The following is a 25,221-nucleotide window of genomic DNA, read 5'->3' as shown; positions in this document are numbered from 1 at the left end:
TTCTATAACCGCCAGCGGCGCCACTCGCGCCTTGGCAATGTTCCGCCTGCATTGTTCGCTGAAAATTTCAGCAAACAGCGATAGGCGGCTTGAAACAAGAGTGTCCGCTATTGACAGTACACCTCAGTCATATGGCACCTTCCGCTGGATAACCGATTCGGCCAGCGCAAGAGATCGGAAAGTGGCTTCGACAATCGCGATTGCAAAGTTGGGGACTGTTACGTCCAATTCGCAACGAAATGTCATTTTTTCTGACAACACCACCCGAAAGGGAAGTAGCTACTTATTCTACCCTGGCCCCCAAGACGCTCCCGGCGACGGCACTGTTTCTCAACAGTCGGGCGGTGGTCCGCAAGGTAAGGTTAAACGCATTTTCCGTACAGTCGGCTATGATCACCAGCAAAGTTACGGCGACGATCATATGTTAATGCTGGCACATCATCTGATAGTGCGCATCGCACAGGAAGCAAAATAATTTATGCAGCGCAAGGGATATGGGCTTGTTACAGCCATCGTCATCATGAGTGTTGCCGCCATATTGGGCGTGTCTGGGTGGCGGGAAAACCAACACAAAACAGTGGTAAATAAAATGACATCGAAAATCACAACGGTATGCGTCGGAAGATTCCTGATTGATATTCCAGAAGGCGCAAAAATACAGTTTTCCTCTGCTAGAGTTGCCAGCGTTAATATCAATACATGGCAAAATTATACTGAAAAACAACTCCTTGCCCATATCGAAGAGCAATTACATACAGTAGAAGGGAAGCTCAATGAATACGAGCTGCCCAGCCTTGAAAAAAACATTGTCGTCGATGCCGTCAATTTTAAAACGACAATATTATACTATGGGCGCGAAAAGCCTTTTGTTGAAATCGTGAACGGCCAAAAAGTAAACGGCATCGAAGAGGCGATCAATGTCGATGCATGGGGGATAAGCGGCGACAGAGGGTATCGATTCATCGGAAAGTACCTAGCGTCGCCGCGTTCCGAAAATAGCGTTCTCAACGTCGTAAAACGGTTTGAATCACGCAGTAGCATGCAGATTCCTGATGCGCCCGGTTTTTGCACCGAGGAAGGCATGGTCCATGATCCAATCGCTGCGGCCGAGAATGAATCAGTGGCGATGTTTGCTTCCATTGCAGGCCATCCGGACGTTGCAATCAGACTTGATACTTCGGTCAACGTCGACCGCGTGCAAGACTCGGTGCTGGTAAGGGACGCCCAAAATGATATTAAGCGCGAGAATCCCTCAATCTTCAAAGAAATGCGGAAGGGAACGCGCGCCTTCAACGGACTGAAGGGAGAAGAAGTGCTGGATAAAATAAAAAGGCAAAATGGTACCAGCGCACACTTCTTCATGTGGGCCAGCATGGGAAAAATGCACGATGTGCTCTCACCTAAGCTGACACTGGAACTTGAAACAGGCGTTGGCCGGCCGGGGGAGAAAATCAATTCCAGTCTCTCGGATGACGCCGTAGTTGAACTCTGGGACCGCGTTTCGTCCAGCATCCGCTTGCGGCCGGTGTCGGCGACGAAGAAAACCACCCATGCGGCCCCGCCAGCGGACCTGCCACTGGGGGCGCTGGCCGCGACAGACCGGGTTTGTCCGCAATCTGGCTTGTGGGAATGCAATGAGTCCGGCGACATCCAAGGAGGAAAACGGCAGTTTTTCCGGGCGGGGGAATCAATGCCGCATGCGGTGTTGCTAGGCACCTCCAGCATATTGAACAGACTGCGTGGGGAGCAACCATCGCACCGTATTGCCACTGTATGGAAGCTGGTTGCGTACGAATCGTCCTTCGGTGCAGTCGACGGTAAGGCGACGCCTGAACGCAAACCGCTCGACTCCCCCGACCCCGATGATTCCGGTAATCCGTCGACCTGATGCCGCAATCGCTATTTTCAGCATAGCCACAAGAAAGCCATCCATGCCCTATGTAATACGCCTCGGCGACCCGACAGACCATGGTGGCAAGGTTATTGAGGTAACCGCCACGCACTACACCATTGGCGGCATTCCGGTCGCTCGTGTCGGCGACCTGTGCTCGTGCCCAATTCCTGGCCACGATGGTTGCACCGTCGCCGAAGGTAATCCACACCACATCGTCGAGGGCATTCCCGTCGCTTACGAGGGACACAAGACCAGTTGCGGAGCAGCCCTGATTGCGAGTCAGGCAGTCTTCTCCACGCAATAGCACACCCACAACATGCACCCGCAGATCGTTCGACTACGGCAGACCACTTTGAATTCGACTGCACATGTCCTCGGGGCGCACGTGCCTGCGGGCCCGGCAAAGCCGGGAAACGGGCGGCGCACCGGATGCGCCCCGCTATGGCTACAACTTAACGCGACGCCTGGGCGACAGTCGCCTCGGCCGCTTGCTGGTTCCAGCCGCCGCCGAGCGAACGCGCCACCGCCACGCTGGCCAGCAGGCGCTGGGTGCGGATCTGTGCGGCGGCGCGGTCGGCATTGAGTGAACTGCGCTGGGCGTCGGTCACGTCCAGATAGGTCGACAGGCCACGCTCGTAGCGCGCCTGCGCCACCAGGTACGCACGCGCCGCCGCCTGCTGCGACTGGGCCTGCACTTCACCCTGGCGCTGGCGCTGCTGCACGTCCGACAGCGCATCTTCCACTTCGCGCAGGGCGGTCAGCAGCTTCGTCTCATGGTTCGCGCGCGCCTCGGCATAGCGCGCCTGCGACATCGCCAGGTTGGCCTTGTTGCGGCCACCATCGAAGAGCGGCAGCGACAAGGCCAGCGGGCCAATCGAAAACTGGCGCGCACCGCTGTCGGCCAGGTTGCGCAGGCTCTCGGACGCAAAACCAAAATTGCCGGTCAGGGTCAGCGACGGATAAAACGCGCCTTCCGATACCGCCACCTGCGCATTGGCAGCGCGCAGGCCCGCCACGCTCGACGCCAGGTCGGGGCGCTGCGCCAGCAGGGTGGCCGGCAGGCCGACCGGAATGCTTGGTGGCGCCGGCAGCTCCAGCTTGTCCATCGCGGCGATCAGCGGCGCCGACGGCGACACGCCGACCAGGGTGGCCAGGCTGTGTTCGAGCAGGTTGCGCTGGCGCTGCACTTCGTGCAGGTCGGCCTCGGCGTTGCCGCGCTCGATGCGGGCGCGCGAGACATCGAGTTCATTCGTCAAACCGGCGTTAAAGCGCGCTTCCACCAGCTGCTGCGATTCGCCGCGCGTGGCCAGCGCGTTTTTCAGGATCGCCAGTTCGGCATCCATGCCGCGCAACTGCCAGTAGGTGCTGGCCACCTGGGCCGATAGCAGCAAGATCACGCCATCGCGGTCGTCCTGCGCCGCCAGCGCCTGGGCGTCGGCCGCTTCGACCACGCGCTTGACGCGGCCCCACAGGTCCAGTTCATACGAGAGCGAGCCACCGACGAAATAGTTATTCCCTTCGATCGAGCGGTGCCCCAGGGCCAGGCCCTGCGAAGTCTCGGCCGAACTGCGGGAATTCGCAACCGAGGTGCTGACGTTCACACTCGGCGACAGCGCCGCGCGCAGGTTGCCCATCTGTGCCTGGGCTTGGACCAGACGCTGTGCGGAGGCTTTCACGCCCGGGTTGTCGCGCACGGCGCGCTGCTCAAGGTCGTTCAGGGTGGCGTCGCCGAACACGGTCCACCAGCTTGCCGGCAGGCGCGCGGCAGCCTGGTTGCCGGCGCCGGCGTGGCGCCAGGCCGGGTTGGCGACGGCGACAGGTTCGACGAAATCGGCGCCGATGGTGGCGCAGCCGGACAGCGCCAGCAGCGCGCACAGGATCAGTGGTTTCAAGATGATTCTCCCTACTTTTAATGAGCGCCCGCGCCGGGACCGGACGGAGCTTTGACGTTGTCGGCGAACAGCAGCGCGCCGACGCAAGCGAACAGGAATACGGCCATGATGACAAAGCCATCGTTGTAGGCCATGACATAGGCTTCGCGCCGCACCACGCCGCCGACCACGGCCAGCGCCTGGTTGGCGGCGGTGGCCGGGTCGATGCCGTTGGCCACAAAGGCGGCGGTGAGCTGCTCCAGGCGTTCCTGGACCGGGGCCGACATGGCGGTGACCGACTGGCCGATAATCGCCGAGTGAAAGTGCTCGCGGTTGGTCAGGGTGGTGGCCAGCATGGCGATGCCGATCGAGCCGCCCAGGTTGCGCGTCATGTTGAACAGGCTCGATGCCGCCGAGGTGTCTTGCGGCGCAATCTTGTGCATCGCAAAGCTCGACAGGGTCAACATGATGAAAGGCTGGCCCAGGGCGCGTACGACCTGAGACCAGAACAGCTGGTCGTACCCGGTGGTCGCATCCATGTGCGAATTCATCAGGCACGAAATTCCAAACAGGGTCAGGCCGATCGAGCACAAAATGCGGTTGTCGACCTTGGACGAGAGCGCGGCGGCGAACGGCATGATGAACAGTTGCGGCAGGCCGGCCCACATGATGACTTCACCGATCTGCATCGGCGTGTAGCCGGCGATCTGGCCCAGGTACAGCGGCAGCAGGAACGACGATCCATACAAGCCCATGCCGATCACCGCCGACAGGATGGTCGCGACGATGAAGTTGCGCTGCCCGTACAGGCGCAGGTTCACGAAGGGTTCGGGGCGCGTCAGGCTGGTCACGACCCACCCCACCAGGCCAATCAGCGACAAGGTGGCGAAGGTGATGATAAAACTCGACTCGAACCATTCCTTCGAATTGCCTTCTTCCAGGAAAATGGTCAGGCAGCCCAGGCCCATGGCCATCAGGAAGATGCCGAGCCAGTCGGCCTTGAGCAGCAGTTTCAGATTGCTCGGGCCGCGGTCCAGGCCCCACCAGATGCCGCCGATCAGCAGCAGGCCCGGCACCCAGTTGATGTAGAAGATCGACGGCCAGCCGTAGATTTCGGACAGGTAGCCGCCCAGGGTCGGACCCATGGCCGGCGCCAGGGTCGCGGTCAGGCCGAAAATGGCCATGCCGACCGAGCGGCGCGAGGCCGGCAGCTTGGCCATGACCAGGGTCATCGCCATGGGAATCAGGGCGCCGCCGGTAAAGCCTTGCAGCGCGCGGAACACGATCATGCTTTCCAGGTTCCAGGCGGAGCCGCACAGGGTCGAGAACACCAGGAACAGCGCGGTGGTGCCCATCATGTACATGCGCATGCCGAACACGCGCGCCAGCAGGGCCGTCATCGGGATGACCACGATTTCGGCGCACAGGTAGGCGGTGGAGATCCACGAGCCTTCTTCCTGCGTGGCCGACAAGGTGCCCAGGATGTCTTTGAGCGAGGAGTTGGTGATCTGGATATCCAGGATCGCCATGAAGGCGCCCAGCATGCCGGCGGCGACGGCGATCCAGGTGCGCAGGTCGACCTTGTCGGCGATCGGCGGCGCTGCCGCCATGCTGCCGGCGGTCATGGTGTTGGTCGGGCTGCTCATGACGTGTACTTAGTGGGCTGCCGGGGCGGCGACGGGGGCGGTCGCCGTCTTGGTGGCGGGTGCGGCCTGGCCGATGTCGATTTCGGCCAGTGCCGACATGCCCGGCACCAGGCGCCCTTGCAGGGCCTTGACGTCTTCGGCGCGCAGCACGATCTTGACCGGCACGCGCTGGACGATCTTGGTGAAGTTACCGGTGGCGTTATCGGCCGGAAGCAGCGCGAACTGGTTGCCCGAGGCCGGCGAGAAGCTGTCGATGCGGCCGACCAGCGGATGCTTCGGCATGGCGTCGATCACCACGTGCACCGACTGGCCAGGGTGCAGGTCGCCCAACTGGGTTTCCTTGAAATTGGCGGTGATCCAAACGTCGTCCTGGACGATGGCGGCCAGTTGCTGGCCCGGCTGGACGCGCGCGCCCACTTCCACGCTGCGGCGGCCAAGGCGGCCTTCCACCGGCGCGAGGATGCGGTTATAGGCCAGCTGCTGCTGGGCGTCTTTCAACTGGGTTTGCAGCACCTTGATCTGGGCCTTGACGACATCGCGCGCGGCGCCGGCGGCGGTGATCTGGGCCTGGGCCGCGACCACGGTGCCGCGCCGTGCCGACACGTCGGCCACGGCACCGGCGCGGCCGGCGTTGGCGGCATCGAGTTCGGCTTTCGAGACGGCCTTCATCTGCGCGGTATACAACTGGCCGAAACGCTCGGCGTCCTGCTTGGCGCGCAACAGCAGCGCTTCCGATTGCACCACCTGGGCCGAGGCGGCGGCGGCCTGCGCGCGCACCTGTTCGACCTGGGCATCGGCCTGCAGCACCTGCTGCTGGGCGCTGGCGATCTGCGCCTGAATCTGTTCGACCTTGACGCGCTGGTCGGCCGGATCGAGTTCGGCGATCACGTCGCCGGCTTTCACAGTCTGGTTATCTTCCACCAGCACACGGGTCACCACGCCCGAAATGCGCGCCGATACCGGGTGCACGTGGCCGGACACGAAGGCGTTTTCGGTCTCGACGAAATGCGAGCTGCGGTACCACATGCGGCCACCGGTGCCGATCGCCACCACGGCGATCAGGGCCAAAACGCCGCGCACGCGCCAGTTGGGCGGGGTTGCGGCGGGGGCCGCAACGGTTGGAACGGGGGCGAGGTTGTGTGGCTCGGCCTTGGCTGGTGCTTGCGACATGGTACTGCTCCGATAATGAAATGGGGTAAGTGCATTATTCCTCATGCCTTGATGCAAGTCAAGAAATGAAACGGTTGCATTTCATTTTGGATTGAATTAGAGTGAGGCCATGACGACAGCCTCCCCTGCCCCCGTAGTTCCGGCCGCCAAATCGGCGGGCCGGCCGCGCGCCTGCGAGCTCGAAGCGCGCCACAACAACCTGATCGAGACCGCCGGCCAGCTGATGCTCAAGCACGGCTACGGCAAGGTCAGCCTGGAAACCATCGCCCGTGAAGCGCACGTGGCGGTGCGCACGATTTACGTCAAGTTCGGCGGCAAGGCGGGCCTGTTCCAGGCGGTCCTGCTGGCCAACCGCAGCCGCTTCTTCACGGCCAGCGAGGTGGAACAGGATATGCGGCCGCTCAGGCAGGTCATTTCCGAATTCAGCTTGCAGTTCTTCGACATGATCACGGCGCCGGAGGCCTTGAGCATGCAGCGCATGGTGATTGCCGAAGCGGCGTCCAGCCCCGAGTTGTCGGTCTCGTTTTACGAAGCCGGACCACGCCAGACGCGCGACATGCTGACCCGCTATTTTGCGCGACCCGATATCCGGGCGCAGTTGCGCGAGGACCTGGCGCTCGAATTGATTCCGACGTTTCTGCTCAATTGCGTGCAGGGCGAGTACTTCGGGCGGTTCTTGTTCCAGCCGGTTGCGCAGGCGCGGGAAGAAGTGGAAAAGGCGCTGGAGCAGCGGCTCGACCTGTTTTACCGCAGCGTGCTGCGGGCGCCCTGACCCATGCCGGCGACCGAGTGCCCGGGAGAATGTGCGTCATCGCACCGAATTGGTGCGTTTTTTCTGGCACAGTTCACGTCTTTCAAGGAGGATGGTATGAGCAAGTCTGCTCGCTACGAATGGCATGACCAGCAAGCGTCACTGAATGAACGGATGAAGGGTTTTTTAGAGAACCCGAATATGGAACAACTCGAAGCGGTGGTCGCGGAGATGCACGCGTATGCGGCGGCCGCGAGGTCGGGGAGTATTGAGATTCCGACGCGGTGGGTGAGTTTTCACTAGCAGCTTCGGTAGACGTTAGCGCTGAAAGATGCCTCTAGCCTTAAGACCGTCTTTCCCGCGAAGGCGGGAATCCATAGCACCTCTTATCCTGGGTGGTATGGATCCCCGCCTTCGCGGGGAAGATGGTTTTGAGCTTGTTGGCCATCGCAACCGCCAAAAAAAGCCCCGTTGACGCATACGCGCGAACGGGGCTTTTTGTATTCCTGCTCTTGCTTCTTAAAGCTTACTTCTTGCGCACCGGCGGCAAGTCCGTGCAGGTACCTTCATACACTTCCGCCGCCATCCCGATCGACTCGCCCAGGGTCGGATGCGGGTGGATCGTCTTGGCGATATCGATGCCATCGGCACCCATCTCGATCGCCAGCGCGATTTCACCGATCATGTCGCCCGCATGCGTGCCGACGATGCCGCCGCCGACAATGCGGTGCGTCTCGGCGTCGAACAGCAGCTTGGTGAAGCCTTCGTCACGTCCATTGGCAACCGCGCGTCCGCTCGCGGCCCACGGGAAGTGCCCTTTTTCGAGCTTGATGCCCTTCGCTTTCGCCTCGTCTTCGGTAATGCCGACCCATGCCACTTCGGGATCGGTGTAGGCCACCGATGGAATCACCTTGACGTCGAAGAACGCCTTCTCGCCATGCGCCGCTTCAGCCGCCACGTGCGCCTCGTGCACCGCCTTGTGCGCCAGCATCGGCTGGCCCACCAGGTCGCCAATGGCGAAAATGTGCGGCACGTTGGTGCGCATCTGCGCGTCGACCGGAATGAAACCGCGGTCGGTGACCGTCACGCCGGCCTTGTCGGCAGCGATCTTGCCGCCGTTCGGGCTGCGCCCCACGGCCACCAGCACCATGTCGTAGATCTGCGGCTCGGGCGCGGTGGCGCCGGCGTCCGCTGCTTCGAAGGACACTTTGATGCCCTCTTCCAGCGCTTCCACGGCGACCGTTTTGGTCTTGGTCATGACCTTGTCGAAGCGCTTTTCGTTGAACTTCTGCCAGACCTTGACCATGTCGCGGTCGGCGCCCTGCATCAGGCCATCGAGCATTTCCACCACGTCGATGCGGCTACCCAAGGTCGAGTACACGGTCGCCATTTCCAGGCCGATGATGCCGCCGCCGATGACCAGCATGCGTTTCGGGATCTGGCGCAGTTCCAGCGCGCCGGTCGAATCGACGATGCGCGGATCTTTCGGCACGAACGGCAGGTTGACCACGGCCGAACCGGCGGCGATGATCGCCTTCTGGAACTGCACGATCTTCTTGCTGCCGTCGGCGGCAGTCACTTCGATGTGGTTGGCGCTGACGAACTGGCCGACGCCCTGCACCACATTCACCTTGCGCATCTTGGCCATGCCGGCAAGGCCGGTGGTCATCTTGGTGATGACCTTGTCCTTGTAGGCGCGCAGCTGGTCGATGTCGATTTCGGGCTTAGCGAAGCTGATGCCGTGCTTGGACATGGCCTGCGTTTCATCGATCACGGCCGCCACGTGCAGCAGCGCTTTCGATGGAATGCAGCCGACGTTCAGGCACACGCCGCCGAGCGAGGCGTAACGCTCGATCAGCACCGTGTTCATGCCCAGGTCGGCCGAGCGGAATGCCGCCGAGTAGCCGCCAGGGCCTGCGCCCAGCACCATCATCTCGCATTCGATGTCGACCTTGCCGTCGTACTTGGCCATGCTTGGCGCGGGTGCTGCGGCCACCGGAGCGGCTGGCGGCGTCGGATGCGCAGGCGCCTGCGATTCGGCTGGTGCCGCAGCGGCAGTTGCCGCCGGAGCCGCTGCCGGGGCTGCGGCAGCCGGAGCCGCAGCAGCGTCGCCAGCTTCTTCCAGCACCAGCAGCATCGAGCCTTCGGCGATCTTGTCGCCCACCTTGACCTTGATTTCCTTGACCACGCCGGCGTTACTGGCCGGGATTTCCATGCTGGCCTTGTCGGATTCGACGGTGATCAGGGACTGGTCGACCTTGATCGTGTCGCCCACCTTGACCATCACTTCAATGACTTCAACTTCCTTGAAGTCGCCGATATTCGGTACTTTTACCTCGATTGTGCTCATCGCTGTGTCGTCCTTATAACAAGGTCTTGCGCAGATCGGACATGACTTCTGCCAGATAAGCGGTAAAGCGGGCGGCCATGGCGCCGTCGATCACGCGGTGGTCGTACGACAGCGACAGCGGCAGCATCAGGCGTGGCTGGAAGGCCGCGCCGTCCCACACCGGCTTCATGGACGATTTGGACAGGCCAAGGATCGCCACTTCCGGTGCGTTGATGATCGGCGTGAAAGCCGTGCCGCCAATGCCGCCCAGCGACGAGATGGTAAAGGTCGCGCCCTGCATGTTGGCGGGACTGAGCTTGCCGTCGCGCGCCTGGGCCGACAGTTCGCCCATTTCGACGGCGATCTGCGAGATCGATTTCTTGTCGGCGTCCTTGATGACCGGGACCATCAGGCCGTTCGGCGTATCGGCCGCGAAGCCAATGTTGTAGTACTGCTTGAGAATCAGGTTGGCGCCGGTGGCGTCGATCGAGGCGTTGAACGCCGGGTATTTTTTCAGCGCGGCGACGCTGGCCTTGATCACGAAAGCGAGCATGGTCAGCTTGAAGGTCGACTTGGACTTGGCCAGCGCGGCGTTCGAATCGACGCGGAACTGTTCGAGGTCGGTCACGTCGGACTCGTCGAACTGCGTCACGTGCGGGATCATGACCCAGTTGCGGTGCAGGTTCGGGCCGCTGATTTTCTTGATGCGCGACAGCGGCAACAGTTCGGTCGGACCGAATTTGCTGAAGTCGAGCGACGGCCATGGCAGCAGGTCGAGACCGACGCCGGTACCGCCGCCAGAGGCTTTGCTGCCGTTGCCAGGCGACGCGCTCGCGAGCACGCCCTTCACAAAATTCTGCACGTCCTGCTGGGTGATGCGGCCCTTTGGACCGCTGCCGGGCACGCGCAGCAAGTCGACGCCGAGTTCGCGCGCGAACTTGCGGATCGACGGCGAGGCGTGCGCCTTGGCGTTCGATTGCGCTGGTGCGGCGTCGGCGGCGGGTGCTGGTGCCGGTGCCGCAGCTGGTGCCGGTGCCGCGGCTGGTGCCGGAGCTGCGGCGGCTGGCGCCGGAGCGGCTGCGGCGGCTGGCGCTGGCGCAGGTGCTGCTGCGGCGGCAGGTGCGGCATCTGCCGGTGCTGCGGCTGCGTCATCGCTTTCGAGAATCAGCAGCAGTGCGCCTTCGGCGACCTTGTCGCCGACCTTGATTTTGAGTTCCTTGACCACGCCGGCGTGGCTGGACGGGATCTCCATGCTGGCCTTGTCGGATTCGACCGTGATCAGCGACTGGTCGACCTTGATGGTGTCGCCCGGCTTGACCATCAGTTCGATGACTTCGACTTCCTTGAAGTCGCCGATATCCGGGACTTTGACTTCCACAATGCTCATAGCGTTTACTCCGTTCTTATTCGTTTAGTCGCGCGTCCCCCGGCATGCCGCTCGCGCTGCATGCCGGGGGACGCCGGGCAAAGTTACTGGGTCACCGGATTCGGTTTTTCAGGATTGATGCCGTACCTGGCAATCGCATCGGCCACCACGGACGTTGCAATCACGCCTTCGTCGGCCAGCGATTTGAGCGCCGCCACGACGATATAGTAACGGTTCACTTCAAAGAACTCGCGCAGCTTGACGCGGCTGTCGGAGCGGCCAAAACCATCGGTACCAAGCACTTTGTAGGTGCGGCCCTTCGGCATGAACGCGCGGATCTGTTCTGCGAACAGGCGCATGTAGTCGGTCGTGGCGATGATCGGACCGGTGGTCTTTTCCATCAGCTGCGTGACGTACGGCAGGCGTGGCGCATCGGTCGGATGCACCATGCTCCAGCGCTCGGCATCCTGGCCTTCGCGGGCGATCAGGGTCAGCGACGGCGCCGACCACACATCGGCCGCGATGCCGAAGTCGTTTTGCAGCAGTTCGGCAGCAAAAATCGATTCGCGCAGGATGGTGCCCGAACCAATCAGCTGCACGCGCTGCTTGGTAGCCGCGTTGCCCGCTTTCAGCAGGTACATGCCTTTCAGGATGCCTTCTTCCGTGCCGGGGGTCAGGCCTGGCTGCTCGTAGTTCTCGTTCATCAGCGTGATGTAGTAGAACACGTCTTCCTGCTCCGCCACCATGCGGCGCAGGCCGTCCTGGACGATGACCGCGACTTCATGCGCGAAGGTCGGATCGTACGGCAGGCAGTTCGGAATGGTCGCCGCCATCACATGGCTGTGGCCATCTTCGTGCTGCAAGCCTTCGCCGTTGAGGGTCGTGCGGCCCGCGGTGCCGCCCATCAGGAAGCCGCGTGCGCGCATGTCGCCCGCCGCCCACGCCAGGTCGCCGATGCGCTGCATGCCGAACATCGAGTAGAAGGTGTAGAACGGGATCATGATCCGGTTGTTGGTCGAGTACGAGGTCGCCGCGGCGATCCACGAGCTCATGCCGCCCGCTTCGTTGATGCCCTCTTGCAGAATCTGGCCGGCCTTGTCTTCGCGGTAGTACATGACCTGGTCTTTATCGACCGGCTCGTACAACTGGCCCTGTTGATTGAAGATGCCGATCTGGCGGAACAGGCCTTCCATGCCGAAGGTACGCGATTCGTCGACCAGGATCGGCACGATGCGCTGGCCCAGGTTCGGGTCGCGCAGCAGGGTCGAAATGATACGCACGAAGGACTGCGTGGTCGAGATTTCACGGCCTTCGGCGGTCGCGTCCAGCACATTCTGGAATGCCGACAGCGCAGGCACCGGCAGCGATTCGGCAGCTTGCGGACGGCGCTGCGGCAGGTAGCCGCCCAGCAGTTCGCGACGCTTGTGCAGGTACACCATTTCGGGCGCGTCGTCGGCCGGCTTGAAGAACGGGATCTCGGCCAGCTTGTCGTCGGGGATCGGGATCCCAAAGCGGTCGCGCATTTCGCGGATCGCTTCGTCGTCGAGCTTCTTGGTCTGGTGCGCGGTGTTGCGCGCTTCGCCGGACTTGCCCATGCCGAAGCCCTTGACGGTTTTCACCAGCAGGACGGTCGGGGTACCCTTGTTTTCCTGCGCGATCTTGAAGGCGGCGTAGATCTTGTGCGGATCGTGGCCGCCGCGGGTCAGGCGCCAGATGTCGTCGTCGGTCATGTTGGCGACCATTTCGAGCAGCTTCGGATGCTTGCCGAAGAAGTTCTTGCGCACGTAGGCGCCATCCTTGGCCTTGTAGTTCTGGTACTCGCCGTCGACGGTTTCCATCATCACGCGCTGCAGGATGCCTTCTTTGTCCTTGGCCAGCAGGGCGTCCCAGCCCGGGCCCCAGATGACCTTGACCACGTTCCAGCCGGCGCCGCGGAAGTCCGCTTCGAGTTCCTGGATGATCTTGCCGTTGCCGCGCACAGGGCCGTCAAGGCGCTGCAGGTTGCAGTTGACGACCATCACCAGGTTGTCGAGGCGCTCGCGCGCGGCCATGCCGATCGCGCCCATCGATTCCGGCTCGTCCATCTCGCCGTCGCCGCAGAAGACCCAGACCTTGCGGTTGGACGTATCTGCGATCGAACGCGCGTGCAGGTACTTCAAAAAGCGCGCCTGGTAGATCGCCATCAGCGGGCCCAGGCCCATCGAGACGGTCGGGAACTGCCAGAAGGTCGGCATCAGTTTCGGGTGCGGATACGAGGACAGGCCCTTGCCGTCGACTTCGCGGCGGAAATTGAGCATCTGGTCTTCGGACAGGCGCCCTTCCAGGAAGGCGCGCGCGTAAATGCCGGGGGACGAGTGGCCTTGCAGGTACAGCAGATCGCCGCCATGGTCGGCGGTAGGAGCACGCCAGAAATGGTTGAAGCCGATGCCGAGCATGTTCGCCAGCGAGGCGAAGCTCGAAATGTGGCCACCCAGGTCGCCGTCGGCGCGGTTGGCCTTGACCACCATCGCCATCGCGTTCCAGCGCATCCACGAGCGCAGGCGCTCTTCGTACTCCAGGTTGCCGGGGCAGTGTTCTTCGAGGTGGGTGGGGATGGTGTTGACGTAGGCGGTGTTGCTGGAAAACGGGATGTGGGCGCCGCGGCGGCGGGCCAGGTCGACCATGCGTTCCATCAGGTAGTGCGCGCGGTCGGTGCCTTCATTTTCAATGACGGCTTCGAGCGCGTCGAGCCACTCCTTGGTTTCGAGCGTGTCGGGATCGTTGGCGGCTGCTGCCGTCAACTGGTCGAGTTGAGCTGACATTGATGCGTCTCCTTTGTTAGTGCCCTACCCGATCGACATCGACGGCGGACGTTTTGCTGATTATTTACCAATACCCAAATTTAGTGCAGCAATTCTAACAGTAGTTTTCTGCATTTTCAAATTGCGATATATCGTTTCATATTATGGAATTTGGCTTGACGTGAACGTAAAGTTCATCTTTCTTTCGATGCAAGAGTATGGGGAGTTCCGGGGATTCGGGGCACGCGATAGCAGCAGCGGCTTTATAATCTCGCTTTTCCCTCCCTCCGGCTAAAAATCATGTCCGCTCAACTGATCGATGGTGTTCTCCTCTCCCAACAATTACGCGCAGAAATCAAGCAGCGCGCCAGTGTCCTGACCGCCAAAGGCAAGCAGCCCGGGCTGGCCGTGATCCTGGTGGGGGAAGACCCGGCCAGCCACGTGTACGTGCGCAACAAGGTCAAGGCCTGCGCGGATGTGGGTTTTCATTCGATCCTGGAAAAGTACGATGCCGACCTGAGCGAAGCGGCGTTGCTGGAACGCATTGCCGGCCTGAACGCCGATCCGGCCATCCACGGCATCCTGGTGCAGATGCCGCTGCCAAAGCACATCAACCCGAACAAGGTGATCGAGGCGATCTCGACCACCAAAGACGTGGACGGCTACTCGGTGCTGAGCGCCGGCGAACTGATGACCGGCCTGCCGGGTTTCCGCCCGTGCACCCCGTACGGCTGCATGAAACTGATCGAAAGCACCGGAGTCGATCTGCGCGGCAAGCACGCGGTCGTCATCGGGCGCAGCAACACGGTTGGCAAGCCAATGGCGCTGTTGCTCTTGCAAGCGAACGCCACCGTGACCATATGCCATAGTGCGACCCCGGATCTGGCCTACCACACGCGCCAGGCCGATGTGGTGGTGGCCGCCGTCGGCCGCCGCAACACGCTCACGGCCGACATGGTCAAGCCGGGAGCGATCGTCATCGATGTGGGCATGAACCGCGACGATGACGGAAAACTGTGCGGCGATGTGGACACCGCCGGCGTGCGCGAAGTGGCTTCCCACATCACGCCGGTACCGGGCGGCGTGGGTCCGATGACGATTACCATGCTGCTGATGAACACCGTCGAAGCGGCCGAGCGCAACTGATAACAGACGGCTCCGGCGCGCCAGACCATTTATTGAAACCGACTTGAGGAAAAACCCATGACTACCGATACCAGCAATCCCCTGCTCGATTTCAGCGACCTGCCACGTTTTAACGATATCAAGCCGGAGCACGTCACCCCCGCCATCGACCAGCTGATCGCGCACGCGAGCACGGTCGTGACCGAACTCGAAGCCCCGTCCGACGACGTGACCTGGGACAACTTCGTCATTCCGCTCGAAGAAGCGACCGAACAGCTGGGGCGCGCCTGGGGCGTGGTCAGCCACCTCAACAACGTGGTCGATACGCCGGAACTGCGCGCCACCTACAACGACAACCAGCCGAAAGTGACCGAATTCTGGACCGCGCTGGCCCAGAACGAAACCCTGTTCGCCAAATACAAGGCGATCCGCGCCAGCGCTGCGTACGAAACGCTGTCGGCGGCGCGCAAGCGCATCGTCGAAAACGCCCTGCGCGACTTCCGCCTGGGCGGCGCCGAACTGCCCGAGTCCAAAAAGCAGCGCTTCGCCGAGATCCAGGAACAGCATGCCAGCATCTCGACCCGCTTCTCGGAAAACGTGCTCGACGCCACCAACGACTACAAGCTGATGGTCGAGGATGTTGCCGACCTGGCCGGCCTGCCGGACGACGTCAAGCAAGCCGCGCGCGCCGCCGCCGAGAAAGACGGCAAGGCCGGCTACCAGTTCACCCTGCACTTCCCGTCCTACTTCCCGATCCTGCAATTTGCCGACAAGCGCGAGCTGCGCGAAACGATCTACCGCGCCAGCGCCACCAAGGCGTCCGACATGGGCACCGTGTTCAGCGAGCTGGAAAAGTGGGACAACACCAGCAACATCGCCAGTTTGCTCAAGTTGCGCGACGAAGAAGCCAAATTGCTCGACTATCGCAATTTCGCCGAAGTCTCGCTGGTGCCGAAAATGGCCCAGAGCCCCGAACACGTGATCGAATTCCTGGAAGACCTGGCGCGCCGCGCGCGTCCGTTCGCCGAGCAAGACCTGGCCGAACTGCGCGCCTTCGCCAAGGATGAACTCGGCATCGAGCAGGTCGAAGCCTGGGACCTGACCTACGCCTCCGAAAAGCTGCGCGAGCGCCGCTACGCCTTCTCGGCCCAGGAAGTGAAGGAATACTTCCCCGAGCCGAAAGTCGTGGACGGCCTGTTCCGCCTGGTGCAAAGCCTGTTCTCGGTCGAGATCTTGCCCGACACCGCCGCCGTCTGGCATCCGGACGTGCGCTTCTTCCGCATCGAGAAGGGCGGCAAGCTGGTCGGCCAGTTCTACCTCGACCTGTACGCCCGCAGCGGCAAGGGCGGCGGCGCCTGGATGGACGACGCGCGCGGGCGCCGCCTGCAAACCGGCGGCCTGCTGCAAACCCCGGTCGCCTACCTGACCTGCAACTTCACGCCGCCGGCCACCGTCGACGGCCAGGTGCAGCCGTCGCTGTTTACGCACGATGAAGTGACCACCCTGTTCCACGAATTTGGCCACGGTTTGCACCACATGCTCACCCAGGTGGACGAAATCGCCGTTTCCGGCATTTCCGGGGTGGAGTGGGACGCGGTCGAACTGCCATCGCAATTCATGGAGAACTTCTGCTGGGAATGGGACGTGCTGCAGCACATGACCGCCCACGTGAAGACCGGCGAGCCGCTGCCGCGCGCGCTGTACGACAAGATGCTGGCCGCCAAAAACTTCCAGTCCGGCCTGCAAACCCTGCGCCAGGTCGAGTTTTCGCTGGTCGACATGCACCTGCACTACGACTTCGACCCGGCCAGCAAGCAAACGGTGCAGGAACTGATCAACGACGTGCGCCAGAAGTTCTCGGTCATGATGCCGCCCGCATTTAACCGTTTCCAACACTCTTTCGGACATATTTTTGCCGGAGGGTACGCCGCCGGTTACTATAGCTACAAGTGGGCAGAAGTATTGTCCGCCGATGCCTACGCCGCCTTCGAAGAAGCGGTCGAGGCCGGCGGCGGAGCCCTTTCCGAAGAAACCGGCAAACGCTTCCAGCAAGAGATACTGGCCGTCGGCGGTTCGCGCCCCGCGCTCGAATCGTTCAAGGCATTCCGTGGCCGCGAGCCCAGTATCGATGCGCTGTTGCGCCACAGCGGCATGCAGTCCTGAAAGACCATGCCAGCAGGAGAATTGTAATGACAGTAACAAAAAAGATGGCTGGCACGATGATGGCACTGTTGCTGTGCGCGGGTGGCGCCGGCGCGCAGCAGATGTACAAATGGGTCGATGCCTCCGGCAAGGTCACCTTCAGCGACAAGCCGCCGCCGGCCAACGCCAAGCCGGTCGAAATCAAGGCCGGCGCCGGCGGCGCGGCCACCGTGCCGCTGCCGTATGCGCTGGCGCAGGCGGTGCGCGCCCATCCGGTGACGCTGTTTACGCGCACCAAATGCGATTTTTGCGACCAGGCCCGCACCTTCCTCAAGGAGCGCGGCATTCCGTTTGTCGAGAAAACCGTGCAAACGGCCGCCGATGAAGCCAAGATGAAGGAAGCCGGCGGCGACGGCCGCCTGCCATTCATCAAGATCGGCCGCGCCAAGTCGACCGGGTTTGAAGCGGGCGCCTGGAATTCCATGCTGACCGACGCTTCCTATCCGGAAAAGAAGATCCTGCCGGCAGCGTATCAGTATCCGAAGGCCAGTCCGGCCTCGCCGCCGGAACCGGTCGTGCCAAAAGCGGAAGACCAGGCCAAGGCTGACTCGGTCAACCGCAAAGCCGCACCGGCCGCGCCGCCGGCCGACAAGACCGCCCCGCCCGGCTTCGTATTCTGAGCACGCCGATGACCCGCATCGATTTCCATACCAATATCCCGGACAAGCTGATCTACGCCTGCCGGCTGGCGCGCAAAGCGCTTGCCAGCCGCGCCCGCGTGGTGCTGCTGGCCGAGGATGCGGCGCAGGCGCAAGCGCTGGACCAGGCCCTGTGGACCTTGTCGGAAACCGATTTCCTGCCGCATGTGATGGCCGGCGACCCGCTGGCCGCGCACACCCCGATCATCATCGCCCATGATGACGCGGCCGAGCTGCCCCATCATGACATGCTGGTCAACCTGACCCGGGCCACGCCGGCCCAGCTGGCACGTTTCCAGCGGGTGTTCGAGATCATCTCCACCGATGAGAGCGACGCCGCCGCCGGGCGCAAGCGCTACGTCGCCTACAAGCAGCAATCCTATCCATTGACCCATTTCGTCGCAGGCCAGTCATGAGCCAGGCTCGTCCGTTCGACCCGCATATCCCTGTATTGACGGAATTGTTTTCCGATAAAGGCGAGACGCCGGCCGAGAGCGCCGTCGATAGCGCGCCCGCGCTTGACGCCGACCCCGAGTGGGCGGCGCTGGAACGGCGCCTGTCCGAGCGCATCGTGCAGCAACTTCAGGAAGGCGTCGACATCATGCTCGAACAGCGCCTGCGCGAGAGCCTGGAACAGGTGCTGCGGCAAGCCGTCGGCAGCATCACGGCGGAGCTGCGCCGCGGCTTGCAAGAGTCGGTCGACGGCATCGTTGCGCGCGCCGTCGCGCAAGAACTGAGCAGCTTGCAGCAGCGCCAGCCGCCGCCCTGATTCCCCTGCGCGCCGACGCCTGCAACCATGGCCGGCGCCTTTCATTTGCTTACAAAACAGCCTCAATCGGGTGCACGCCGCTGTGCACGGACGGCTGGCGCGCACGTTTACGGTGAGCGGCGTCAAATTGTTGCGAAAATTTTTACAATCGGCTTTGCGTTGCATTTAAATTGTTGTACCTTTTGCCCTACACAAAATTTTCGAAACGGCGCCACGAGCGCTGTCTGTTTTCAATCCAATGGAGAATGCACATGCAGTTCACGACCAAACTCATTCCACTCGCAATCGCCATGGCTTTCGCCACCAGCGCCAGCGCGCAGGACATCGTCAAGATCGGCCACGTCGGCCCGATTTCGGGCGCCACCGCGCACCTGGGCAAGGATAACGAGAACGGCGCCAAGATGGCCGTGGAAGAATTGAACGCCAAAGGCTTCATGATCAATGGCAAAAAGGTCAAGCTGGAACTGGTGCTGGAAGACGACGGCGCCGATCCCAAGCAGGGCACGGCCGTGGCGCAAAAACTGGTCGATGCCAAGGTCAACGGCGTAATCGGCCACCTCAACTCGGGCACCACCGTCCCGGCCTCGCGCATTTACCATAACGCCGGCATTCCGCAGATTTCGCCGTCCTCCACGATTCCCGAATACACCAAGCAAGGCTTCAAGTCGGCCTTCCGCGTGGTCGCCAACGACAACAAGCTCGGCGGTACCTTGGGCCGTTACGCGGTCGACACCCTGAAGGCCACCAATATCGCCGTCATCGACGACCGCTCGGCCTACGGCCAGGGCGTGGCCACCGAATTCATGAAAGGCGCCAAGGCCCAGAATCCGGCGGTCAAGATCGTCGGCAAAGAATTCACCAGCGCCACCGCGACCGACTTCACCGCCATCCTGACCTCGATCAAGAGCAAGAAGCCGGACCTGATCTTCTTCGGCGGCATGGATGCGGTCGGCGGCCCGATGCTCAAGCAAATGAAGGCGCTCGGCATCAACGCCAAATTCATGGGCGGCGACGGCGTCTGCACCGAATCGCTGGCGCGCCTGGCCGGTGACGGCATCGGCGAAGGCATCGTCACCTGCGCCGAAGCGGGCGGCGTGACTGGCGAGCAAGAAAAAGCGTTTGCCGACTTCGTGGCACGCTACAAGAAACGCTTCCCGAACGAAAGCGTGCAGCTGTACTCGCCGTATGTCTACGATGCGGTGATGGTCATGGCGACCGCGATGCAGAACGCCAAGTCGGCCGACCCGGCCAAGTACCTGCCGGAACTGCAGAAGATCAAATACCAAGGCGTGACCGGCCCGATCCAGTTCGACGACAAGGGCGACATCAAGGATGGCGCGCTGACCATGTACACCTACAAGGGTGGCAAGAAGACCAAGATGTCCGTAGTCAAGTAAGCGCCGTCGGGCGCGGGCTGCGGCCTGCGCCTGCGGGCAATAAAAAACGCGCCAGGAGCGCGTTTTTTATTGGGTGCGGCGAGCTTACTTCTGGGTCATGATCCATTTGACCAGGGTGCGCGCTTCGGCGTCGCTGACCTGTGGATTGGCTGGCATCGGTACCGCGCCCCAGGCACCGGCGCCGCCCTTGAGGACTTTGGCAACCAGCTTGGCTTCGGCATCTTTCTGGCCGGCGTATTTAGCTGCGACATCCTTGTAGGCTGGCCCGACCACCTTGTTCGCGACCGCGTGGCAAGCCATGCAATTTTTTGCTTTTGCCAGATCGGCGTTTGCCATGGCGCTCGACGACGCCAGCGCCGACAATACCGTGAACAACATCAGGGACCGTTTCATGTATTTCTCCAGAGTGAACAACTGAATGCAATTTTACCGTGTTTCGGCTAGCCGAATGTGCGGCCACACGCTCTATAACGGGTCAAGCATGTGGTTGGTTGACCCAAATATTTTCCTACCGACACAATTTTACTGCCTCTCTGGAGCAATTGTTTGTAAGATATGCGTATGAAAAGGAGTTTGCCATGCCAGTGATTCTATTAATTGCAGCGCTTGTGGGTCTGCGCTATTTCGAAGTCTGGCGTTTTGCCGAGTTGTCGTGGTGGTGGATCATCGGGCTGATGTTCGCGGCCTTCATCTGGTTCGAGTTTGTCGAGAAGATTTTGGGACTGGACAAGAAGAAAGCGCACAACGTCGATGAAGAGCGCCGCAAGGCACGTATCAAAGAGTCGTTTGACAAGGCGAACAAGCGGTAGAGAAAGCCTGTAACGCAGGATCCGCCGCCCCCGCGCAGGCGCGGGGGCGGCGGTTTACATGCTGGTAGTTTATTCAGATAGCTTTATAGCAATCACCCCGTCACCGCCCCCTTGCTGGCCGACGACGCCAGCGCCGCGAACTTGGCCAGCACCCCGCGCGTGTAGCGCGGCGCCGGCTTGACCCAGTTGGCGCGCCGGCGCGCAATTTCCTCGTCGCTCACGTTCAGCTGGATCAGCTGCTGGTGCGCATCAATGGTGACCGAATCGCCCTCTTCCACCAGTGCAATCGTGCCGCCATCGAAGGCTTCCGGCGCCACGTGCCCGACCACCATGCCCCAGGTCCCGCCCGAAAAACGCCCGTCGGTAATCAGGCCCACCGATTCGCCCAGCCCCTTGCCGATCAAGGCCGCCGTCGGCGCCAGCATTTCGGGCATGCCCGGACCACCCTTCGGCCCCAGGTAACGCATCACCAGCACGTCGCCCGCCTTGATCCCGTCCGCCAAAATTGCATCCATGGCGGAATACTCGTCGTTGAAGACGCGCGCCGGACCGGTGATCACGGGATTTTTCAGGCCGGTGATCTTGGCCACGCAGCCTTCCGGCGACAAGTTGCCCTTGAGAATGGCCAAGTGGCCCTGGCGATACAGCGCCTTGTCGATGGTGCGGATAACATCTTGCTTCGGGTCCGGTACCGACGGGATCTCGGCCAGTTCCTCGGCGATCGTGCGGCCGGTGATGGTGATGCAGTCGCCGTGCAAGAGGCCCGCGTCGAGCAAGAGCTTGAGCACTTGCGGCACGCCGCCGGCCTTGTGCAGGTCGGTCGCCACGTACTGCCCGGAGGGCTTGAGGTTGCAGATAACCGGCACTTTCTGGCGCACGCGTTCAAAATCGTCGATGGTCCATTCGACCTCGGCCGCATGGGCGATCGCCAGGTAGTGCAGCACAGCATTGGTGGATCCGCCCGTGGCCATGATCAGCGAGACCGCGTTCTCGATCGACTTGCGGGTGATGATGTCACGCGGTTTCAAGTCCTTTTTGACCGCCTCGACCAGCACGCGCGCCGATTCGGCGGCCGAGCCGACCTTTTCATCGTCCGGATTGGCCATGGTCGACGAATACAGCAGACCCATGCCCAGCGCCTCGAACGAAGATGACATGGTGTTGGCCGTGTACATGCCGCCGCAGGAACCGGCCGACGGGCAGGCGTTGCGCTCGATGCCGTCGAAGTCTTCCTTGGACATGCGCCCGGCGGTAAATTCGCCCACCGCCTCGAAGGCCGAGACGATGGTCAGGTCCTTGCCTTTCCAGTTGCCCGGCTTGATGGTGCCGCCGTACACATAAATGCCCGGCACATTGGTGCGCGCCAGGGCGATCATTCCGCCCGGCATGTTCTTGTCGCAACCGCCGATCACGACCACGCCATCCATCCACTGGCCGTTGACGGCCGTTTCGATGCAGTCGGCGATCACTTCGCGCGAGATGAGCGAATATTTCATGCCTTCGGTGCCCATCGACATGCCGTCCGAAATGGTCGGCGTGCCGAACACCTGCGGATTGGCGCCGGCCGCCTTGATCGTGGTAATGGCGATGTCGGCCAGCTTTTGCAGGCCCGAGTTGCACGGCGTGATGGTCGAGTGGCCGTTGGCGATGCCGATCATCGGCTTGTCGAAGTCCTCGGTTTCATAGCCCATGGCGTAGTACATCGAGCGGTTCGGGCTGCGCGAGACGCCTTCGGTAATGTTGCGGGAACGACGGTTGTAGCGTGGCTGGTCTGACATGGCTTGCTCCGGATGATTTGATAGCGACAAGAATGCCTTGCAGGCAAGCGCGCGTCAAATATATCATTTGCATCGCTGTGAGTCGCCCGGCATATCACAGTCTGTAATTGACATGGAAGCGCATATCGATGCACCTTGAACTGCGCCAGTTGCGCTATTTTGTCGCCGTCGCCGAAGAACTTCACTTCGGCAAGGCCGCGCTGCGCCTGCACATGACCCAGCCGCCGCTGTCGCAAACCATCCAGGGACTCGAAGAGTTGCTCGGCGCGCCGCTGTTCGCGCGCAGCCGCCGCGCCGTCGAGCTCACGCCGGCCGGCGCCGCCCTGCTGCCGGAAGCGCGCCGCATCCTGGCCGCCAGCAGCTTTCTTCCCACGCTGGTGCAGCGCGCCGCCGCCGGCGAAGCCGGGCGCCTGTCGCTGGCGTTCGTCTCCTCGGCCGATTACAGCGTGCTGCCGCCCTTCCTGCGCCGCTACCGCGCGGCTTTTCCGCAAGTGTGCATCGCGCTGCAGGAAGCGACCTCCGACGTCCAGATCGACCACTTGCTGCATGGGCGCATCGATACGGGCCTCTTGATCGCGCCGCTGCCGGACAAGGCGCGCCTGGAACTCGATTACCTGAAGGTGCTGACCGAGCCGCTGATCGTGGCCCTGCCGGCCGGCGTGAGCACCAGTGCGGCCGGCCAGGCGGTGGCGCTGGCCGCGCTGCCGCCGCTGCCGCTGATCATCTTTCCGCGCCCGATCGCGCCGGCCTTGCACGACGCCATCCTGGCCTGCTTTCGCGCGGCCGGCATCACCCCCGAGATCGGGCAGGAAGCGATCCAGATGCAGACCATCGTCAGCCTCGTGTCGGCCGGCATGGGGATGGCACTTGTGCCACAATCGGTGTCCAAGCTGATGCGGCCCGGCGTAGAATACCGGGCCCTGCGCGATCCTACGCCGCAGGTGGAAACCGGGCTGGCCTGGCGGCGCGACGCCGTCTCGCCGGTCTTGCAGGGCTTTTTGGATTTACTACGAAAGAATACCGATGCTGACCCACCCGATGCCTGACCCCGTCGCCTTTTCGCTCGGCCCGCTGCACGTGCACTGGTACGGCCTGATGTACGTACTGGCGTTCGCCATGTTCCTCGCGCTCGGACGCGTGCGCATCAAGCAGCCGCACATCGCCGCGCGCGGCTGGAAGAAGGAAGACCTGGACGACATGCTGTTCTACGGCATGCTGGGGGTGATCATCGGCGGGCGCCTGGGCGAAGTCTTCTTCTATCAACCGGCGCGCTTCATGGCCGATCCGGTCGCCATCTTCAAGGTCTGGCAGGGCGGCATGTCGTTCCACGGCGGCTTTCTGGGCGTGCTGGTCGGGATGGCGCTGTGGGCCCGCAAGGCGAAGCGCAACCTGCTCGACGTGTATGATTTCATCGCCCCGCTGGTCCCGCTCGGCTATGCCGCCGGGCGCATGGGCAACTTCATCAACGCCGAACTGCCGGGCCGGGTGGCCGACGCCAGCTTGCCATGGGCCATGCTGTGGCCGGGCGTGCAGGGACCGCGCCATCCGTCGCCGCTGTACCAGATGATCGTCGACGGCCTGGTGGTGTTCGTGCTGCTGTGGATCTATGCGCGCAAGCAGCGCCCGCGCCTGGCGGTAGGCGCCATGTTCACCCTGCTGTACGGCTGCGCGCGCTTCTTTACCGAATACTTCCGCGTGCCCGACTGGCAGGTCAGCGTGGCCGGCTTGCCAATTACCTCGGGCCAGATGCTGTCGCTGCCGATGATCGCAGGCGGCGTGGCGATGCTGGTGTGGGCTTACCGCAATGACAAAAGCGGCCTCAGTGAAACGCCTTCCACAGCATATAGCCAGCCAGCGCATACAAAATGAACGCGAAGATGCGTTTTAACTGCTGCACCGGCATGCGGTGCGCCGCGCGCGCGCCGAGCGGTGCGGCCAATACGCTGGCCGTGGCAATCACGGCCAGCGCCGGCAGGTAGATGTAGCCGAGCGAATACGGCGGCAGGCCGGGCTGGTGCCAGCCGAACCAGATGTTCGACAAGGTGCCCGACAGCGCGATCGGAAAACCCAGCGCGGCGCTGGTGGCCACGGCGTTGTGGATCTTGACGTTACACCAGGTCATGAACGGGATCGACATGAAGCCGCCGCCCGCCCCCACCACCCCCGAGACCACGCCGAACACCCCGCCGGCGGCGAACATGCCGGGCGCCCCCGGCAGCTCGCGCGCGCCGGCCGGCTTTTTGCCGCTCAACATCTGGGTGGCCGAAAACGCCACGAATACGGCGAACACCAGCGCCAGCGCGGTGGTGTTGAGCTGCTTGCCCAGCCACGGCCCGATCCAGGAACCGATCACAATGCCAGGCGTGAGCATGCGCACGATCGGCCACAGCACCGCGCCATGCGCATGATGGGCGCGCACCGACGACAGCGAGGTAAACATGATGGTGGCGAGCGAGGTGGCGATCGCCATGTGGACCACCGCCTCGGGTGGAAAATGCTCGGCGGTGTAGATCATGGTGATGAAGGGGACCAGCACCATGCCGCCGCCGATGCCCAGCAGGCCGGCCGCGAAGCCGCCTGCGGTCCCCATCGCCAGCAGGATCAGAATCAGGCCCGGGTCCATCGGCGCCCCCCTTGGGTGGCCGTCATTACAGTTGCAGTCGTCATGGGTGCGTTCGGTAAGGCTTGCGTTGATG

22 protein-coding genes and 1 pseudogene are annotated in these 25,221 nt (G+C 62.4%); 14 read left to right on the top strand and 9 right to left on the bottom strand.

Going from position 1 to position 25,221, the window contains the following annotated elements; translation table 11 throughout:
• From F1609_RS03015 to F1609_RS03005, 3 genes and pseudogenes are all read left to right on the top strand, one after another.
• A pseudogene (locus F1609_RS03015) lies at window positions 1-475 on the top strand (hypothetical protein); the annotation flags it as partial.
• A 3-nt stretch (window positions 476-478) separates the two neighbouring features.
• Window positions 479-1,888 carry a T6SS immunity protein Tli4 family protein gene (locus tag F1609_RS03010; protein ID WP_167074467.1) on the top strand — a complete coding sequence of 470 codons (1,410 nt, stop codon included), beginning with the start codon at window positions 479-481 and terminating at the stop codon, window positions 1,886-1,888.
• Between the two features lie 43 nt (window positions 1,889-1,931).
• Window positions 1,932-2,198: a PAAR domain-containing protein gene (locus tag F1609_RS03005; protein WP_167074465.1), complete on the top strand. Its 267-nt coding sequence runs from the start codon at window positions 1,932-1,934 to the stop codon at window positions 2,196-2,198.
• 148 nt (window positions 2,199-2,346) lie between these two features.
• On the opposite strand, the gene F1609_RS03000 is transcribed toward F1609_RS03005, so the two are convergent.
• From F1609_RS03000 to F1609_RS02990, 3 genes are read right to left on the bottom strand one after another with little or no spacing between them, the layout of a single operon-like run.
• Window positions 2,347-3,786, bottom strand: coding sequence for an efflux transporter outer membrane subunit (locus tag F1609_RS03000; protein ID WP_187362892.1), 1,440 nt, complete (start codon window positions 3,784-3,786; stop codon window positions 2,347-2,349).
• Between the two features lie 17 nt (window positions 3,787-3,803).
• Window positions 3,804-5,411: a DHA2 family efflux MFS transporter permease subunit gene (locus tag F1609_RS02995; RefSeq protein WP_167074463.1), complete on the bottom strand. Its 1,608-nt coding sequence runs from the start codon at window positions 5,409-5,411 to the stop codon at window positions 3,804-3,806.
• Window positions 5,412-5,420: 9 nt separating this feature from the next.
• Window positions 5,421-6,581, bottom strand: a complete 1,161-nt coding sequence (locus F1609_RS02990; RefSeq protein WP_167074461.1) for an HlyD family secretion protein — start codon at window positions 6,579-6,581, stop codon at window positions 5,421-5,423.
• Between the two features lie 109 nt (window positions 6,582-6,690).
• Here F1609_RS02990 and F1609_RS02985 point away from each other — a divergent pair, with 109 nt between their 5' ends.
• Both F1609_RS02985 and F1609_RS02980 read left to right on the top strand, forming a co-directional pair.
• Window positions 6,691-7,353 (top strand): TetR/AcrR family transcriptional regulator, encoded by a 663-nt coding sequence (locus F1609_RS02985; protein WP_167074459.1) that lies wholly within the window; start codon window positions 6,691-6,693, stop codon window positions 7,351-7,353.
• 96 nt (window positions 7,354-7,449) lie between these two features.
• Entirely contained in the window at window positions 7,450-7,635 is a 186-nt protein-coding gene (locus F1609_RS02980; protein ID WP_167073460.1) for a hypothetical protein, read from the top strand.
• 223 nt (window positions 7,636-7,858) lie between these two features.
• On the opposite strand, the gene lpdA is transcribed toward F1609_RS02980, so the two are convergent.
• From lpdA to aceE, 3 genes are all read right to left on the bottom strand, one after another.
• Window positions 7,859-9,682 (bottom strand): dihydrolipoyl dehydrogenase, encoded by a 1,824-nt coding sequence (gene lpdA, locus F1609_RS02975; protein WP_167074457.1) that lies wholly within the window; start codon window positions 9,680-9,682, stop codon window positions 7,859-7,861.
• 13 nt (window positions 9,683-9,695) lie between these two features.
• Window positions 9,696-11,048, bottom strand: a complete 1,353-nt coding sequence (aceF, locus tag F1609_RS02970; RefSeq protein WP_167074455.1) for a dihydrolipoyllysine-residue acetyltransferase — start codon at window positions 11,046-11,048, stop codon at window positions 9,696-9,698.
• Window positions 11,049-11,131: 83 nt separating this feature from the next.
• Window positions 11,132-13,828, bottom strand: coding sequence for a pyruvate dehydrogenase (acetyl-transferring), homodimeric type (aceE, locus tag F1609_RS02965; RefSeq protein ID WP_167074453.1), 2,697 nt, complete (start codon window positions 13,826-13,828; stop codon window positions 11,132-11,134).
• A 279-nt stretch (window positions 13,829-14,107) separates the two neighbouring features.
• Here aceE and folD point away from each other — a divergent pair, with 279 nt between their 5' ends.
• The 6 genes from folD (at window position 14,108) to F1609_RS02935 (ending at window position 19,938) form a co-directional block, all read left to right on the top strand.
• Window positions 14,108-14,953 carry a bifunctional methylenetetrahydrofolate dehydrogenase/methenyltetrahydrofolate cyclohydrolase FolD gene (gene folD / locus F1609_RS02960; protein ID WP_167074451.1) on the top strand — a complete coding sequence of 282 codons (846 nt, stop codon included), beginning with the start codon at window positions 14,108-14,110 and terminating at the stop codon, window positions 14,951-14,953.
• 57 nt (window positions 14,954-15,010) lie between these two features.
• A complete protein-coding gene (locus tag F1609_RS02955) occupies window positions 15,011-17,095 on the top strand; it encodes a M3 family metallopeptidase (RefSeq protein ID WP_167074449.1) in 2,085 nt (694 codons plus the stop codon).
• 26 nt (window positions 17,096-17,121) lie between these two features.
• A complete protein-coding gene (locus F1609_RS02950) occupies window positions 17,122-17,754 on the top strand; it encodes a glutaredoxin family protein (protein WP_167074447.1) in 633 nt (210 codons plus the stop codon).
• Between the two features lie 8 nt (window positions 17,755-17,762).
• Window positions 17,763-18,188 (top strand): DNA polymerase III subunit chi, encoded by a 426-nt coding sequence (locus F1609_RS02945; RefSeq protein ID WP_167074445.1) that lies wholly within the window; start codon window positions 17,763-17,765, stop codon window positions 18,186-18,188.
• On the top strand, window positions 18,185-18,541 hold the full coding sequence (locus tag F1609_RS02940) for a DUF2486 family protein (protein WP_167074443.1): 357 nt from the start codon (window positions 18,185-18,187) through the stop codon (window positions 18,539-18,541). Before F1609_RS02945 ends, F1609_RS02940 begins: the two co-directional genes overlap by 4 nt.
• Window positions 18,542-18,792: 251 nt before the next feature.
• Window positions 18,793-19,938, top strand: coding sequence for a branched-chain amino acid ABC transporter substrate-binding protein (locus F1609_RS02935; protein ID WP_167074441.1), 1,146 nt, complete (start codon window positions 18,793-18,795; stop codon window positions 19,936-19,938).
• Between the two features lie 84 nt (window positions 19,939-20,022).
• Here the strand turns inward: F1609_RS02935 and F1609_RS02930 are convergent, their stop codons facing one another.
• Window positions 20,023-20,331, bottom strand: coding sequence for a c-type cytochrome (locus F1609_RS02930; RefSeq protein WP_167074439.1), 309 nt, complete (start codon window positions 20,329-20,331; stop codon window positions 20,023-20,025).
• Between the two features lie 185 nt (window positions 20,332-20,516).
• Here F1609_RS02930 and F1609_RS02925 point away from each other — a divergent pair, with 185 nt between their 5' ends.
• Window positions 20,517-20,747, top strand: coding sequence for a TIGR04438 family Trp-rich protein (locus F1609_RS02925; protein ID WP_167074437.1), 231 nt, complete (start codon window positions 20,517-20,519; stop codon window positions 20,745-20,747).
• A gap of 92 nt (window positions 20,748-20,839) precedes the next feature.
• Here the strand turns inward: F1609_RS02925 and ilvD are convergent, their stop codons facing one another.
• Entirely contained in the window at window positions 20,840-22,525 is a 1,686-nt protein-coding gene (gene ilvD / locus F1609_RS02920) for a dihydroxy-acid dehydratase (RefSeq protein ID WP_167074435.1), read from the bottom strand.
• Between the two features lie 128 nt (window positions 22,526-22,653).
• On the opposite strand from ilvD, the gene F1609_RS02915 reads away from it, so the two are divergent.
• Window positions 22,654-23,571: a LysR substrate-binding domain-containing protein gene (locus F1609_RS02915; RefSeq protein ID WP_167074433.1), complete on the top strand. Its 918-nt coding sequence runs from the start codon at window positions 22,654-22,656 to the stop codon at window positions 23,569-23,571.
• Window positions 23,549-24,394, top strand: a complete 846-nt coding sequence (lgt, locus tag F1609_RS02910) for a prolipoprotein diacylglyceryl transferase (protein WP_167074431.1) — start codon at window positions 23,549-23,551, stop codon at window positions 24,392-24,394. Before F1609_RS02915 ends, lgt begins: the two co-directional genes overlap by 23 nt.
• Here lgt and F1609_RS02905 read toward each other — a convergent pair.
• Window positions 24,345-25,148, bottom strand: coding sequence for a sulfite exporter TauE/SafE family protein (locus tag F1609_RS02905; protein ID WP_167074429.1), 804 nt, complete (start codon window positions 25,146-25,148; stop codon window positions 24,345-24,347). The genes lgt and F1609_RS02905 overlap by 50 nt on opposite strands.
• Between the last annotated feature and the right edge of the window lie 73 nt (window positions 25,149-25,221).

The organism is Massilia aquatica (assembly GCF_011682045.1).
Classification (GTDB): domain Bacteria; phylum Pseudomonadota; class Gammaproteobacteria; order Burkholderiales; family Burkholderiaceae_D; genus Telluria_A; species Telluria_A aquatica.
Note: the sequence above shows the minus strand (reverse complement) of the source record. Positions and strands in the feature narration are given on the sequence as shown.

Excerpts from the sequence above, each read along its gene's own strand:
- F1609_RS02980 (WP_167073460.1), top strand. The coding sequence starts at position 7,450 with ATGAGCAAGTCTGCTCGCTACGAATGGCATGACCAGCAAGCGTCACTG.
- aceF (WP_167074455.1), bottom strand. The coding sequence starts at position 11,048 with ATGAGCATTGTGGAAGTCAAAGTCCCGGATATCGGCGACTTCAAGGAA.
- F1609_RS02915 (WP_167074433.1), top strand. The coding sequence starts at position 22,654 with ATGCACCTTGAACTGCGCCAGTTGCGCTATTTTGTCGCCGTCGCCGAA.
- F1609_RS02990 (WP_167074461.1), bottom strand. The coding sequence starts at position 6,581 with ATGTCGCAAGCACCAGCCAAGGCCGAGCCACACAACCTCGCCCCCGTT.
- lpdA (WP_167074457.1), bottom strand. The coding sequence starts at position 9,682 with ATGAGCACAATCGAGGTAAAAGTACCGAATATCGGCGACTTCAAGGAA.
- F1609_RS03010 (WP_167074467.1), top strand. The coding sequence starts at position 479 with ATGCAGCGCAAGGGATATGGGCTTGTTACAGCCATCGTCATCATGAGT.
- F1609_RS02985 (WP_167074459.1), top strand. The coding sequence starts at position 6,691 with ATGACGACAGCCTCCCCTGCCCCCGTAGTTCCGGCCGCCAAATCGGCG.
- F1609_RS02945 (WP_167074445.1), top strand. The coding sequence starts at position 17,763 with ATGACCCGCATCGATTTCCATACCAATATCCCGGACAAGCTGATCTAC.
- F1609_RS02905 (WP_167074429.1), bottom strand. The coding sequence starts at position 25,148 with ATGGACCCGGGCCTGATTCTGATCCTGCTGGCGATGGGGACCGCAGGC.
- folD (WP_167074451.1), top strand. The coding sequence starts at position 14,108 with ATGTCCGCTCAACTGATCGATGGTGTTCTCCTCTCCCAACAATTACGC.
- F1609_RS02935 (WP_167074441.1), top strand. The coding sequence starts at position 18,793 with ATGCAGTTCACGACCAAACTCATTCCACTCGCAATCGCCATGGCTTTC.
- lgt (WP_167074431.1), top strand. The coding sequence starts at position 23,549 with ATGCTGACCCACCCGATGCCTGACCCCGTCGCCTTTTCGCTCGGCCCG.
- F1609_RS02955 (WP_167074449.1), top strand. The coding sequence starts at position 15,011 with ATGACTACCGATACCAGCAATCCCCTGCTCGATTTCAGCGACCTGCCA.
- F1609_RS02925 (WP_167074437.1), top strand. The coding sequence starts at position 20,517 with ATGCCAGTGATTCTATTAATTGCAGCGCTTGTGGGTCTGCGCTATTTC.
- F1609_RS02930 (WP_167074439.1), bottom strand. The coding sequence starts at position 20,331 with ATGAAACGGTCCCTGATGTTGTTCACGGTATTGTCGGCGCTGGCGTCG.
- F1609_RS03005 (WP_167074465.1), top strand. The coding sequence starts at position 1,932 with ATGCCCTATGTAATACGCCTCGGCGACCCGACAGACCATGGTGGCAAG.
- F1609_RS02940 (WP_167074443.1), top strand. The coding sequence starts at position 18,185 with ATGAGCCAGGCTCGTCCGTTCGACCCGCATATCCCTGTATTGACGGAA.
- aceE (WP_167074453.1), bottom strand. The coding sequence starts at position 13,828 with ATGTCAGCTCAACTCGACCAGTTGACGGCAGCAGCCGCCAACGATCCC.
- F1609_RS02950 (WP_167074447.1), top strand. The coding sequence starts at position 17,122 with ATGACAGTAACAAAAAAGATGGCTGGCACGATGATGGCACTGTTGCTG.
- ilvD (WP_167074435.1), bottom strand. The coding sequence starts at position 22,525 with ATGTCAGACCAGCCACGCTACAACCGTCGTTCCCGCAACATTACCGAA.
- F1609_RS02995 (WP_167074463.1), bottom strand. The coding sequence starts at position 5,411 with ATGAGCAGCCCGACCAACACCATGACCGCCGGCAGCATGGCGGCAGCG.